General features: G+C 48.3%; 11 protein-coding genes and 1 other annotated feature. Of the genes, 10 read left to right on the top strand and 1 reads right to left on the bottom strand.

Annotated elements, in window-relative coordinates; translation table 11 throughout:
• Window positions 1-4 precede the first annotated feature (4 nt).
• The 7 genes from BTA31_RS19580 (at window position 5) to ysxE (ending at window position 7579) form a co-directional block, all read left to right on the top strand.
• Window positions 5-835: a cytochrome c biogenesis protein gene (locus tag BTA31_RS19580; RefSeq protein ID WP_043925432.1), complete on the top strand. Its 831-nt coding sequence runs from the start codon at window positions 5-7 to the stop codon at window positions 833-835.
• Window positions 836-874: 39 nt separating this feature from the next.
• Window positions 875-1816: a hydroxymethylbilane synthase gene (gene hemC, locus BTA31_RS19575; RefSeq protein WP_076793585.1), complete on the top strand. Its 942-nt coding sequence runs from the start codon at window positions 875-877 to the stop codon at window positions 1814-1816.
• Window positions 1806-2597, top strand: coding sequence for a uroporphyrinogen-III synthase (locus BTA31_RS19570; RefSeq protein WP_076793584.1), 792 nt, complete (start codon window positions 1806-1808; stop codon window positions 2595-2597). The genes hemC and BTA31_RS19570 overlap by 11 nt, the downstream gene beginning before the upstream one ends.
• Before the next feature lie 3 nt (window positions 2598-2600).
• Entirely contained in the window at window positions 2601-3575 is a 975-nt protein-coding gene (gene hemB / locus BTA31_RS19565) for a porphobilinogen synthase (protein ID WP_043925386.1), read from the top strand.
• A gap of 25 nt (window positions 3576-3600) precedes the next feature.
• Complete coding sequence (hemL, locus tag BTA31_RS19560) at window positions 3601-4896, top strand: glutamate-1-semialdehyde 2,1-aminomutase (protein ID WP_043925387.1); 1296 nt, start codon at window positions 3601-3603, stop codon at window positions 4894-4896.
• 148 nt (window positions 4897-5044) lie between these two features.
• Window positions 5045-6529: a LysM peptidoglycan-binding domain-containing protein gene (locus BTA31_RS19555; protein WP_076793583.1), complete on the top strand. Its 1485-nt coding sequence runs from the start codon at window positions 5045-5047 to the stop codon at window positions 6527-6529.
• Between the two features lie 27 nt (window positions 6530-6556).
• On the top strand, window positions 6557-7579 hold the full coding sequence (gene ysxE / locus BTA31_RS19550) for a spore coat protein YsxE (RefSeq protein WP_076793582.1): 1023 nt from the start codon (window positions 6557-6559) through the stop codon (window positions 7577-7579).
• Between the two features lie 18 nt (window positions 7580-7597).
• Here ysxE and BTA31_RS19545 read toward each other — a convergent pair whose 3' ends face one another.
• Window positions 7598-7789 (bottom strand): hypothetical protein, encoded by a 192-nt coding sequence (locus BTA31_RS19545; protein WP_020452457.1) that lies wholly within the window; start codon window positions 7787-7789, stop codon window positions 7598-7600.
• Window positions 7790-7956: 167 nt separating this feature from the next.
• Window positions 7957-8188, top strand: a binding site (T-box leader).
• Window positions 8189-8248: 60 nt separating this feature from the next.
• On the opposite strand from BTA31_RS19545, the gene BTA31_RS19540 reads away from it, so the two are divergent.
• From BTA31_RS19540 to BTA31_RS19530, 3 genes are all read left to right on the top strand, one after another.
• Window positions 8249-10891 (top strand): valine--tRNA ligase, encoded by a 2643-nt coding sequence (locus BTA31_RS19540; RefSeq protein ID WP_076793581.1) that lies wholly within the window; start codon window positions 8249-8251, stop codon window positions 10889-10891.
• A gap of 82 nt (window positions 10892-10973) precedes the next feature.
• Window positions 10974-12272: a bifunctional folylpolyglutamate synthase/dihydrofolate synthase gene (locus BTA31_RS19535; RefSeq protein ID WP_338152978.1), complete on the top strand. Its 1299-nt coding sequence runs from the start codon at window positions 10974-10976 to the stop codon at window positions 12270-12272.
• A gap of 150 nt (window positions 12273-12422) precedes the next feature.
• Window positions 12423-13172: a prepilin peptidase gene (locus tag BTA31_RS19530; RefSeq protein ID WP_076793579.1), complete on the top strand. Its 750-nt coding sequence runs from the start codon at window positions 12423-12425 to the stop codon at window positions 13170-13172.
• Window positions 13173-13351: the final 179 nt, after the last annotated feature.

Genomic DNA, 13351 nt, shown 5'->3' with positions numbered 1-13351 from the left:
AGACATGACAGACACATTGTTAGCAAGGCTTAACGAAGTTACAATCGTGTTGTACGCGCTCACTGTTCTCTTTTATTTTATAGACTTTTTACAGCACAACCGGAAGGCGGGCAAAGCGGCCTTCTGGTTGCTTTCTATTGTCTGGATTCTCCAGACGGTATACCTTTTTTATTTCATGCAGTACACAGATCAGTTTCCTGTTTTGAATAATGCGCAGGGGCTTTATTTTTACGCGTGGGTACTCGTCACGCTGTCTCTCGTTTTGACGAAGCTTTTGAAAGTGGAATTTCTCGTTTTTTTCACCAATCTCATCGGCTTTTCAATGGCGGCGATCCACACGTTTACGCCGACGGCCCAGCAGTCAGCCGAGCTTTCGGGCAGGCTCGTGTCCGAGCTCCTGATCATCCACATTACAATGGCGATTCTTTCGTATGGAGCATTTTCATTGTCCTTTGTCTTTTCCGTGCTGTATCTTTTTCAGTACCGCTTATTGAAAAAGAAAAAGTGGGGGAAATGGCTCTTGAGAATCGAAGATTTGTCAAAACTTGATCATATGGCTTATGTCCTTAATCTCATCGGCGTTCCCATGCTTCTGCTGAGCCTGATTCTGGGGATTATCTGGTCGTATGTATCGCTTGAAACTCTGTACTGGGCCGATCCGAAAGTGCTCGGATCGATCGTGCTGCTTTTTTTATACGGATACTATTTATTTATCAGGATTGTCAAAGAGCTGCAGGGAAGAATCGCGGCCATGTGGAATGCCGCATCTTTTCTTGTTCTTTTAATCAATTTCTTTTTGCTAGGGAGCTTTTCGCAATTTCATTGGTTTAGTTAGTTAAAACGGTTGCCCGTGACGGATTGGGAGGAAGAAAACATGAGGAACATCATTGTAGGCTCAAGAAGAAGCAAATTGGCGATGACCCAGACAAAATGGGTGATCAAAAAGCTCGAGGAATTAAATCCGGATTTCACGTTTGAAATAAAGGAAATCGTTACAAAAGGCGACCGGATATTGGATGTTACGCTGTCAAAGGTCGGCGGAAAAGGCCTGTTCGTCAAAGAAATCGAACAGGCGATGCTGTCCGGGGAAATTGATATGGCCGTTCACAGCATGAAGGACATGCCGTCGGCGCTTCCCGAAGGGCTGATGGTCGGCTGCATTCCAAAACGGGAAGACGCCAGGGACGTTCTCATTTCAAAAGGCCGTCAAAAGCTGGCCGACCTGAAACAAGGCGCGGTTGTCGGAACGAGCAGCCTCAGAAGGAGCGCGCAGCTTTTGCAAATGCGCCCTGACCTTAAGATCAAGTGGATCAGGGGAAATATTGATACAAGGCTGAAAAAACTTGAAACCGAAGATTACGACGCGATTATTTTAGCAGCGGCCGGCCTGTCAAGAATGGGCTGGAAGGACGATGTCGTCACCGAATTTCTTGATCCAGAGAGCTGCCTTCCCGCCGTTGGGCAAGGCGCTTTGGCGATCGAGTGCAGAGGCTCGGATGAGGAGCTGCTGTCCCTCTTTTCGCGCCTGAACGACCGCTACACACAGCTGACCGTCACAGCTGAGCGCGCTTTTCTTCATGCGATGGAAGGCGGCTGCCAAGTGCCGATCGCAGGATTTGCAACGATGGACGAAGCCGGCGTCATCGAACTGACCGGTCTTGTGGCATCGCCTGACGGAAAAACCGTATACAGAGAAACCGTAAAAGGAAAAGATCCGGAGGCTGTCGGCAGAGAATGCGCGGCGATCATGTCGGAAAAAGGAGCAAAGGCACTGATTGACCGGGTGAAACAGGAGCTGGAAGACCATGAAGCATGATCTTCCTTTACAGGGAAAGAAAGTGCTCGTCACCCGCAATAAAGCGCAAGCCCAATCCTTTAGGGCAAAGGTGGAGGCTTTGGGCGGAGAAGCTGTTTTAACGTCATTGATTTCGTTTCGGCCCGCCCTTCCGCCAGAGGCGGCCCAGCGCTTTCGGGCAGATCTTGAAAGCGCGGACTGGCTTGTTTTTACAAGCGTAAACGGGGCAAAATTCTTTTTTTCTTATTTAAAGGACGCCGGGTTCAGCGTTCCTCTCGCATCAAAGGCGAAGGTTGCCGCTGTCGGTGAAAAAACAGCACGGTATTTGCGCGACAGGGATCTTTCTGTCGATCTGATGCCGGAGTTATACGTGGCTGAACATTTGGCGGAGGCACTCAAGCAAAATGCCGGCCCTCATGACAAAGTGGCCGTTTTAAAAGGGAATTTGTCCCGGGACGTCATCAAGAAAACCCTCTCTCCCCTCGGAATTCAAGTTTCAGAATGGATTTTGTATGAAACTGTGCGTGATGAAAGAGGAATTCTGGAGCTGAAGGAAGCGGCAAAGCACGCGTCTTTTGATTTTGTAACGTTTACCAGTTCCTCGACGGTACATACATTCATGTCCATTCTGAAAGAGGAGAGCAGAACGTGGGCCGAAAAGAACCGTACGGTTTTTATTACGATCGGGCCTTTGACAAAGAAGGCGCTGTCGGACTACGGAATTCCTTCATATATGCCGGACGTCTATACAATCGACGGAATGCTGCGGGAAATGTGCCGCATTTCAAGAAAGGGAGAATGACAAATGGAAGCATCATTTCAAAGACACCGCCGCCTGCGGACGACAGCAGGTATGCGGAAATTGGTAAGGGAAACCGAGTTAAGAGCATCTGACTTTATTTATCCGATATTTGTTACCGAGGAAGAGAACGTCAAAAGCGAAGTCCCGTCCATGCCGGGCGTGTACCAGCTGTCTTTGGACAGGCTGAAAGAGGAGATGGAGGAAGTCACAAGCCTCGGCATTCAATCTGTGATCGTCTTCGGCGTGCCAGAGCACAAAGATGATGTGGGAAGCGGAGCCTATCACGACCACGGCATCGTTCAAAAAGCGATTGCACAAATTAAACAAGACTTTCCTGAGCTTGTCGTTATCGCAGATACGTGCCTATGCGAGTACACGGACCACGGTCACTGCGGCCTGGTTGAAAACGGTGAAATTTTAAATGATGAATCGCTCGTTCTTTTAGCAAAAACCGCCGTCAGCCAAGCCCGTGCAGGCGCTGACATTATTGCGCCGTCAAACATGATGGACGGTTTCGTTGCCGCCATCAGGGAGGCGCTTGATCAGGAAGGATTTACACATGTGCCGATCATGTCGTACGCTGTAAAATATGCGAGCGCGTTTTACGGCCCGTTCCGCGATGCTGCGGGAAGCAGTCCGCAGTTCGGCGATCGCAAGACGTACCAAATGGATTATGCCAACCGCAGGGAGGCTCTCCGGGAGGCAAAATCCGATGTGGAAGAAGGCGCCGATTTCCTGATCGTCAAGCCGACGCTTTCATATCTTGATATCGTTAGAGAAGTGAAAAACGAATTTAACCTGCCTGTTGTCGGATACAATGTGAGCGGGGAGTATGCAATGGTCAAAGCCGCTGCCCAAAACGGCTGGATTGAAGAAAAAGCTCTTGTTCTCGAAATGCTGACAAGCATGAAGCGGGCGGGCGCCGATTTGATCATTACGTACTTTGCAAAAGACGCGGCAAAATGGATTTCGGAATAAGAATTTGAACTGGGGGTTTTAGAGGATGCGGAGCTATGAGAAGTCTAAGGCGGCATTCGAAGAGGCGCAACGAGTCATGCCGGGCGGGGTGAACAGCCCGGTCAGAGCCTTTAAATCAGTGAACATGGACCCGATTTTTATGGAGCGGGGAAAAGGATCAAAAATCTATGATATTGACGGGAACGAGTACATCGATTATGTCTTGTCATGGGGACCGCTTATTTTAGGGCACAGCAATGAAAAAGTGGTGAAAGAGATTCAAAAAACGGCAGAATACGGGACAAGCTTCGGTGCGCCGACAGAACTGGAAACCGAGCTTGCCGAGCTTGTCATCGACCGCGTTCCTTCCATAGAAATCGTCCGGATGGTGAGCTCCGGTACGGAGGCGACGATGAGCGCCTTGCGGCTGGCGCGCGGATACACAGGCCGTAACAAAATCGTGAAATTTGAAGGCTGCTACCATGGACACGGTGATTCCCTGCTGATTAAAGCGGGCTCGGGAGTAGCGACGCTCGGCCTCCCTGACAGCCCCGGAGTTCCGGAAAGCATTGCAAAAAACACGATTACCGTTCCTTACAATGATCTGGAAAGCATGAAGCTTGTCTTTCAAGAATTCGGAGACGACATTGCCGGTGTCATCGTTGAACCTGTCGCGGGTAATATGGGTGTCGTACCGCCGGTTAAGGGGTTTCTCGAAGGGCTTCGTGAGCTGACTGAAACGCATGGCGCCCTGCTGATTTTTGATGAAGTAATGACAGGCTTCAGGGTGGGTTACAACTGTGCGCAAGGCTATTTCGGAGTGACGCCTGATTTGACGTGCCTCGGAAAAGTGATCGGCGGCGGTCTGCCTGTCGGCGCTTATGGAGGAAAGGCGGAAATCATGGAGAAAATTGCGCCGAGCGGTCCGATCTATCAGGCCGGCACGCTGTCTGGCAACCCGCTTGCCATGACAGCCGGACTCGAAACATTGAAACAGCTGACTCCTGAATCCTACCGGGAGTTCTCCCGCAAAGCAGACCGCTTGGAAAAAGGAATTTCTGAAGCTGCAGAGAAAAATGGCATTCCATGTACATTTAACCGGGCAGGGTCTATGATCGGCTTTTTCTTCACAAATGAACCGGTCATCAATTATGATACAGCGAAACAGTCTGACCTCGGACTGTTTGCCGAATATTATAAAGGGATGGCCGATGAAGGCGTGTTCCTGCCGCCTTCACAGTTTGAAGGGCTGTTCTTGTCAACAGCTCATACGGATGACGACATTGAGCATACGATTAAAGCTGCTGAACGCGTATTCGAAAGAATCAGCCGCTCCAGATAAAGAAAAGGGCTGCCGGACATTGCCGGCGGCTCTTTTTTGCATGGTGCCGGAAACGGCTGCTGATTTTTCTGTTCATATTCTGCCTGCTTTTCTCATACATCTTTACTGACATCTAATTTTAAAAATTAGGTGAAGGGAGGATATCAGTTTGCCGCAAAACAATCGTTTGCAATTTTCTGTAGAAGAGTCAATCTGTTTTCAAAAAGGACAGGAAGTATCCGAATTATTATCGATTTCATTGGATCCTGACATTACCGTTCAGGAAGTAAATGATTATGTATCCATACGAGGGTCATTAGAGCTGACAGGCGAATACAACATAGATCAAACCCGGGAGTATGCAGAACTGCCTGCGACAAGCCGATTTGTGGAAGATGTAAAGCTGAAAGGGGACGGCAGCGCAGAGCTGACGCATTGTTTCCCAGTGGATATCACCATCCCGAAAGACAAGGTCAATCATTTAAACGACGTATTTGTTTTTATTGACGCTTTCGATTATCAGCTGACAGATGCGAGGATGCTGACAATTCAAGCTGATTTGGCGATTGAAGGCCTCTTGAATGTGAGCGGTGAAGCGGGTAAAGAAGAACCGCGTACTATGCCTGCGGCCGTCCAGCCGGAAGAGGAGCTCGAGCCTGCCTTCAGACCGCCTTCAAACGACGAAGAACAGGATGAAGAGAAAGAATTTTTGATCCAGCTTGACAGAGCTTATGAAGAACAGGACGAAGAACAGCCGTATGAAGACGCAGAAGAACATGATACCGATGAGGAAGCGGTTCCGATTTACCAGTCGTTTCTCGGAGACGGCACAGAGGAAACGAAGCCGTTTTTTACGGCGTCTTTGTCGGCGGCAGAACGTACGAAGCGCGAAACGGAAAGTCAAAAAGAAGCCGCTCTTGAACAGCCGGAAGAAGAAGAATATGAGCTGAAAAGAGAAGAAGCAAAAGAAGAAGAATATGAGCTGAAAAGAGAAGAAGCAAAAGAAGAAGAATATGAGCTGAAAAGAGAAGAAGCGAAAGAAGAAGAATATGAGCTGAAAAGAGAAGAAGTGAAAGAAGAAGAATATGAGCTGAAAAGAGAAGAAGTGAAAGAAGAAGAATATGAGCTGAAAAGGGAAGAAGCGGAAGAAGAGCCGGAGCCGCTCCAAAGGACTTATCAACCTCATGAGGAACCGAAAGAAACCCCGTTCTATGGTGTTCCGCCTCTTCTGAAGGAAGAGCAGAATGACAGGGAGCCTGAGGCGTTTGAGGTTGAAGTGACACATGAAAAAGAAGCGATTGATGAAGAAGAGGAAGCCGGGCATACGATTGAAATCCCTGAATATTCGTTTCATGAGCAGACGGAGCCCGAAGAAGAAAGAGATGAAATGCCGGCAGCGGATGAACAGGAAGTGTCAGCGAAGGAGAACGACAATGCTCTCTATTTGACAAAGCTGTTTACAAAGCAGGGAGAGGAGGAGTTTACACGAATGAGGATGTGCATCGTTCAGCAAAATGATACCATTGATCTTCTGTGCGAGCGCTATGATATTAACGTCCAGCAGCTCATCCGGATGAATTCCCTTTCCCTTGATGAGGAATTAAAAGAGGGACAGATCCTTTATATACCGGATTATCAAAACAGCCATGCCTAATGCATTGATAAAAATGTGGTGAAACCGATGGAAGGCATCCAGTCTGTTTTAAATGAGTACGGTCTTACGCCTGAATATATGGAATCGGTCAGTCCAAAGGTATGGAAAGTGTATACGGATCACGGTGTATTCGCCCTGAAAAAATTGGCGGCTTCAAGAAATGTCCGCTTCACGGAACAGATGATCATGCTGGAGGAAAAAGGCTACAGGCAGTTCGTTCCCGTCTATCGAAACCGCACGGGCGAATTTTTAACGCAAGCCGGAGAAGACGTCTGCTACCTCATGCCCTGGCTTACTCTTGAAAGAGAGGAAGAGCGGGATCAAAAACACGAATATATGTTTAAAGAAATCGCTCTTCTTCACCAGCGGACGGAAAAAGAGCTCGGCGTGAGGCGAGAAGAAATACTCGGGCACTTTGAACGGACAAAACGGAAATGGGAACAACAAAAACAGAAATATGAAGAATTCATCTCAAGAGCGGAAAACGAATGGTATATGTCCCCGTTCCAGCTTCAGGCAGCCATGTATTTCAAAGAGACGATATCAGCTGCCGACTTTGCGCTCGCCCGCCTTGAAGATTGGTATGAAGCCATGAAAGACAAAGAGTCTTCAAGAATGGTCTTAAACCACGGGCAGCTGTCCGTCCGGCATTTTCTCTATAACGATACCGGAACGGGTTACTTTACGAACTTTGAGAAAGCGGGACACGCGCCGCCTGCGAATGATCTCATCGGATTTTTTACAAGAATGTTTAAGACGAACCCCGTCATGTGCACGGAATGTGTAAACTGGTTTTATACGTATCACAATGTCTATCCTTTGCGGGAAGAAGAAATCAGCTTATTCCTCAGCTATATGGCTTACCCCGGGCCTATATTCGGCGTGCTGAACCGCTACGATCATGAGAAGAGGTTCGGGGAAAAAGAAGCCTGTACAAGGCTTTTGAAGGCGTACTGGCAAATGAAAAACGCTGAATCGCTTGTGATGAGCATTCACGAGACGGAAGAAAACAGAAAACTGCAGGAAGAAACAGAGTCCCCATCATCATGATGCGGACTTTTTTCGTGCTTATATCCAGTCAAGGTGAAAGGCGCACGCAAGGAATATGAGAATGCCCAAAAGGAGGACATCAAATGTGGTAGGAAAGATGATCGTGCGGATGCCCTGGAAGATCGTGATCGGGAGGACGACTTGAACAGCAACAAGCCTGACTTGCTTCAGCCACGGCTGGAATGAATGTGTGTTGAATTTTTTTCGCATCTTATGCCTCCTCTCCTTTTCGTTACAGCATCATATGAGGAAAAGGAGCTTGTGTGCATGGCCCAGTCTCGTATAAAACAAGAGAAAAACGGAAAAGATGATTGACGAAAATGAAAAAGATTTAGTAATATAAGAAAAAGAAAAAGTACGTGCTGAAAAGTCCATGATCACCCGCTTTGAATGGGAAGAGTACAAAAACAGACGCTTGCAGAGAGGGAAGCCGGTTCGCTGAAAGGCTCCCAGTCAGTCTTTTTTGGAAGGTCGCCCAGGAGCGCAATTTCTCGAAAGAAAAGTAGAGAAATTCGGGAAAGTCCCGTTATCCCATTTAAGTGCGTGAATGCGTTTTTTCGCATTCATGAAAAAAGGTGGTACCGCGAGAGAGTTCTCTTCGTCCTTTTAAAAGGATCAAGAGGGCTCTTTTCTATTGTTCAGCCGTTTAATACTGTTGGAGGTTTGAAAATGGATAATCAAGAACTGACGATGCCGACAAAATACGATCCGTCTGCAGTTGAAAAAGACAGATACGACTATTGGGTGAACGGCAAATTTTTCGAAGCGAAAAACGATCCTCAAAAAGAACCGTATACCGTTGTCATTCCCCCGCCGAATGTGACGGGTAAGCTGCACTTGGGGCATGCTTGGGATTCGACCTTGCAGGATATCGTGACAAGAATGAAACGAATGCAGGGCTATGACGTGCTCTGGCTGCCGGGTATGGATCACGCCGGTATTGCAACTCAGGCAAAAGTAGAAGCGAAGCTTCGTGAAGAAGGAAAAACTCGCTATGATCTCGGACGCGAAAAATTCCTCGAAGAAACATGGAGATGGAAAGAGGAATATGCCGATTTTATTCGAAGCCAATGGGCAAAGCTCGGCCTCGGCCTCGACTATTCAAGGGAGCGGTTCACCCTTGATGAAGGGCTTTCTAAAGCGGTGCGCGAAGTATTTGTAAAGCTTTATGAAAAAGGGCTGATTTACCGCGGAGAATATATCATTAACTGGGACCCGGCCACTAAAACGGCTCTGTCTGACATCGAAGTCATCTACAAAGACGTACAAGGTGCGTTTTATCATATGCGCTATCCGCTGAAAGACGGTTCAGGCTCGATTGAAATTGCGACGACCCGTCCGGAAACGATGCTCGGCGATACAGCGGTTGCGGTGCATCCGGAAGACGAGCGGTACAAACACCTAATCGGAAAAACGGTCGTTCTGCCGATCACGGGCAGAGAAATTCCGATTGTCGGAGACGACTACGTCGATATGGAATTCGGGTCAGGTGCCGTTAAAATTACGCCTGCCCATGATCCGAACGACTTTGAAATCGGAAACCGTCACAACCTTGAACGCATTCTCGTCATGAATGAAGACGGCACGATGAATGACAATGCGCTTCAATATAAAGGCATGGACCGTTTTGAATGCCGCAAGCAGATCGTGAAAGATCTTCAGGAAGAGGGCGTGCTGTTCAAGATTGAAGAACATACGCATTCGGTCGGCCACAGCGAACGCAGCGGAGCAGTCGTTGAGCCGTACTTATCAACGCAGTGGTTCGTACAAATGCAGCCGCTTGCCGATGCCGCCATCGAATTGCAAAAAAACGAAGGAAAAGTCAACTTCGTCCCTGACCGTTTTGAAAAAACGTATCTGCACTGGATGGAAAATATTCGCGACTGGTGCATTTCCCGCCAGCTCTGGTGGGGCCACCGGATTCCGGCGTGGTACCATAAAGAAACGGGTGAAATCTATGTCGGCGTTGAAGCGCCGGAAAATGCTCAAAACTGGGAGCAGGACAAAGACGTTCTTGATACATGGTTCAGTTCCGCTCTTTGGCCGTTTTCAACGATGGGCTGGCCGGATATCGATGAGGAAGATTTCAAGCGCTACTATCCGACGAACGTCCTTGTCACAGGATATGATATTATTTTCTTCTGGGTATCCAGAATGATCTTCCAAGGTATCGAATTCACCGGAGAGCGACCGTTTAAAGATGTCCTGATCCACGGGCTCATCCGCGATGACCAGGGCCGGAAAATGAGCAAATCGCTCGGAAACGGCGTCGATCCGATGGATGTGATCGATAAGTACGGAGCGGATTCGCTGCGCTACTTCCTTGCGACGGGAAGCTCTCCGGGGCAGGATTTACGCTTCAGCTTTGAAAAAGTGGAGTCAACTTGGAATTTTGCGAACAAGATTTGGAACGCATCAAGATTCGCCCTGATGAACATGGACGGCATGACATACGAAGAGCTTGATCTGTCAGGCGAAAAATCCGTTGCCGATAAGTGGATTTTAACAAGGTTGAATGAAACGATTGAAACCGTGACACAGCTGGCTGACAAGTACGAATTCGGCGAGGTTGGCCGCCATCTCTACAATTTTATCTGGGATGATTTCTGTGACTGGTACATCGAAATGGCGAAACTACCGCTTTACGGTGAAGATGAAGCGGCGAAGAAGACAACCCGCTCCATTTTAGCGTATGTGCTGGATCAAACGATGCGCCTCCTGCATCCGTTTATGCCTTTCCTGACGGAGGAGATTTGGCAGCATCTTCCTCACGAAGGGGAATCCATTACAGTCGCCAAGTGGCCTGAAGCCGTCAAAGAATATACGGACACCGAGGCCGCGGCGGATATGAAGCTTCTCGTTGAAGTCATCCGCGCCGTGCGGAACATCCGCAGCGAAGTCAACACGCCGCTCAGCAAGCAGATTGAGCTTTATATTAAAACAAGCACGCCGGAAATCGCCGAACGGCTTGAAGAAAACCGTTCGTACGTGGAACGCTTTACGAATCCGAGCCTTCTTCAAATCGGAACGGATATTCAAGCGGTCGATAAAGCGATGACCGCTGTTGTATCCGGCGCCGAGCTGATCTTGCCGCTCGAAGGTCTGATTAACATTGAGGAAGAAATCAGCCGCCTTCAAAAAGAACTCGATAAGCTGACGAAGGAAGTAGAACGGGTTCAGAAGAAATTAAGCAATGAAGGATTTATGAAAAAAGCACCTGCGCATGTCATTGAAGAAGAGCGGGCAAAAGAAGCCGATTATACGGCAAAACGTGAAGCTGTAGAAAAAAGAATCGCCGAATTGAAAAACTAATAACACGAAAAAAGGAGGTGTTTTCCAGGTCTTTCTCAGATCGCTGGAAAACACCTTCATCAATTGAAGGGAAGGAATGCGCTTGTTCAAAACGTTTGATGAAGCACTCAGCTGGATTAACGGAAGGCTTAAATTCGGCGTGAAGCCGGGTTTGGAACGAATGGAATGGCTGCTGAGCAAGCTCGGGCACCCTGAGAAAAAGCTCAATGCGGTTCATGTTGCCGGAACAAACGGAAAAGGTTCAACGATCGCTTTTCTCCGTTCGGTATTAAATGAAGCCGGTTATACAGCAGGCACCTTCACATCACCGTATATCATCACCTTTAACGAACGGATCAGCGTTGACGGCGCACCGATCTCAGACGAAGAATGGACGGCGCTCTTTAATGAGGTCGGGCCTCTCGTCCTTGAGCTTGAAAAAACCGAATTCGGAGCCGCCACAGAATTTGAAATTATTACGGCATGCGCATTTTTATATTTTGCTAAATACCGGAGCACCGATTTTGTTATTTTCGAAACGGGATTAGGCGGCCGTTTGGATTCGACAAACGTCGTGAAGCCGATGTTAACGGTCATCACTTCGATCGGCCATGACCATACGGCGATATTAGGCAGTACATTAAAAGAGATTGCCGCAGAAAAGGCGGGGATCATCAAACGCGGCGTTCCTGTTATCACAGCCGTTCATCAGCATGAAGCAGCTGAGGTGATAAAGCGAAAGGCGATGGAGACAGAATCTGCTTTTATATCCCTTCACGAGGATTGCGCGCTGTACGGGGAGCGTTCACTGTCTGATGGAGAGCAATTTTCGCTTAAAACATCGTTACATCATTATGAAAGAATTGAAACAAGCCTGATCGGCACCCATCAGCGGCAAAACGCCTCTTTAGCAATACTTGCGGCCGAATGGCTGACAGCCGAAAAACATGTGTTCATCGGTGAAAAAGAGCTGAAACGCGGTATTCGTAACGCGGGATGGCCAGGCCGGTTTGAGAAGGTATTGAACAGGCCTCTTGTTTATATTGACGGCGCTCATAACAAAGAAGGAGTGGAGCGGCTGGCCGAGACGATCACGTCCCACTTCGACGGGCGGAATATTCACGTATGTTTCAGCGCTCTCAAAGATAAGCCGTACAGAGACATGATCCGCAAAATCGAGTCGTTTGCGTCATCGATTCACTTCACATCCTTTGATTTCCCGAGGGCGGAATCCGCTCAAAAGCTGTTTGAGCAAAGTGCCGCTGATCATAAAACATATGATGAAGACATCGGCTCGGTTTTCCGCTATATCGAAGAACAAGCTGAAGATGAAAAAGCGGTGATCGTTATTACCGGGTCGCTTTACTTTATTTCCGCCGTCAGGGCAGCTTTAACTGAATAAAACATAAAAATGCGCTTTTGGCCATCGGCTGACGGCGCATTTTTATGTTTTATGAAAAGCGGAGGCGTTTCATATTTGCTAAAATAACAGCCTCAGGAAGCTGCTCTTTTCCATGAAGCGGTTAAATTTGATTCTGCGAGGCTGATCATGATGTTCATCTTTTACCTTTTTACGGCAGGTTTAGTGCTCGGTTCCTTTTTTAATTCGGCCGGGCGCCGCATTCCTGAAAAGATATCATTGATTGCTCCGCGTTCCCTTTGCCGGGTCTGCAAAAGGCAGCTTGGCTTCGCGGAGCTGATACCGGTTTTGTCCTATTTGATGCAGCAGGGGAGGTGCAAAGGGTGTCAAACCCCGGTATCGATCGTGTATCCGGCAGTTGAGCTTTCCGCCGCCATTCTATTTGCGTTTGCCGGCATGCACATTGGGCATCAGGGGGAGCTGGTGATTGTGCTTGCTCTTATTTCCATGCTTTTGGTCGTCTTTGTGTCTGATGTGACACATATGGTCATTCCGGATGCTGTTCTTTGTTTTTTCCTGCTTGTCTTTGCCATCGGACGGTTCTTTGTTCCCCTCGAACAGTGGCATTCGGGTTTGAGCGGTGCGTTGGTCGGCGGTATGCTGCCCCTCTTGACACTGCTTTTGACGAAAGGGGGAATCGGCTGGGGAGACGTAAAGCTGTTTGCGGTGATCGGCATGGCGCTCGGCAGCCGCCTCCTCGTTCTCGCTTTTTTCCTTTCGGCAGCCGCAGGGACGATGCTTGGTCTTATTGCACTGCTGGCAGGCAAGCTGAAGAAAAATGAACCCATGCCGTTTGCTCCCGCGATTCTGATCGGGACGCTGACGAGCTGTTTCTATGGTGATCCAATGATTGAGTGGTACCTTCAAACAGTATGGTGGTGAGAAATTTGACGAAACCTTTTTGGGCAAGACGACAAAAGTCTTGTTCTTTTTTTTTGAGGCTGTGATAAAGTGTGGACAATAAGAGGGACAGCCTTTGGGAGAACTCCTCCTTCCTTCTGGCTTCCCTCTGCCGATCGTATAGAGAGCGGCCAACCTGCCGCCTAATCTTAATATAAAAC

Origin of the sequence: Bacillus haynesii (genome assembly GCF_001969855.1) — a bacterium.
Lineage (GTDB): Bacteria > Bacillota > Bacilli > Bacillales > Bacillaceae > Bacillus > Bacillus haynesii.
Note: the sequence above shows the minus strand (reverse complement) of the source record. Positions and strands in the feature narration are given on the sequence as shown.

What these genes read in the sequence shown, in the direction of transcription:
- BTA31_RS19580 (WP_043925432.1), top strand. Translation starts at nt 5, where the DNA reads ATGACAGACACATTGTTAGCAAGGCTTAACGAAGTTACAATCGTGTTG.
- hemC (WP_076793585.1), top strand. Translation starts at nt 875, where the DNA reads ATGAGGAACATCATTGTAGGCTCAAGAAGAAGCAAATTGGCGATGACC.
- BTA31_RS19570 (WP_076793584.1), top strand. Translation starts at nt 1,806, where the DNA reads ATGAAGCATGATCTTCCTTTACAGGGAAAGAAAGTGCTCGTCACCCGC.
- hemB (WP_043925386.1), top strand. Translation starts at nt 2,601, where the DNA reads ATGGAAGCATCATTTCAAAGACACCGCCGCCTGCGGACGACAGCAGGT.
- hemL (WP_043925387.1), top strand. Translation starts at nt 3,601, where the DNA reads ATGCGGAGCTATGAGAAGTCTAAGGCGGCATTCGAAGAGGCGCAACGA.
- ysxE (WP_076793582.1), top strand. Translation starts at nt 6,557, where the DNA reads ATGGAAGGCATCCAGTCTGTTTTAAATGAGTACGGTCTTACGCCTGAA.
- BTA31_RS19545 (WP_020452457.1), bottom strand. Translation starts at nt 7,789, where the DNA reads ATGCGAAAAAAATTCAACACACATTCATTCCAGCCGTGGCTGAAGCAA.
- BTA31_RS19540 (WP_076793581.1), top strand. Translation starts at nt 8,249, where the DNA reads ATGGATAATCAAGAACTGACGATGCCGACAAAATACGATCCGTCTGCA.
- BTA31_RS19530 (WP_076793579.1), top strand. Translation starts at nt 12,423, where the DNA reads ATGTTCATCTTTTACCTTTTTACGGCAGGTTTAGTGCTCGGTTCCTTT.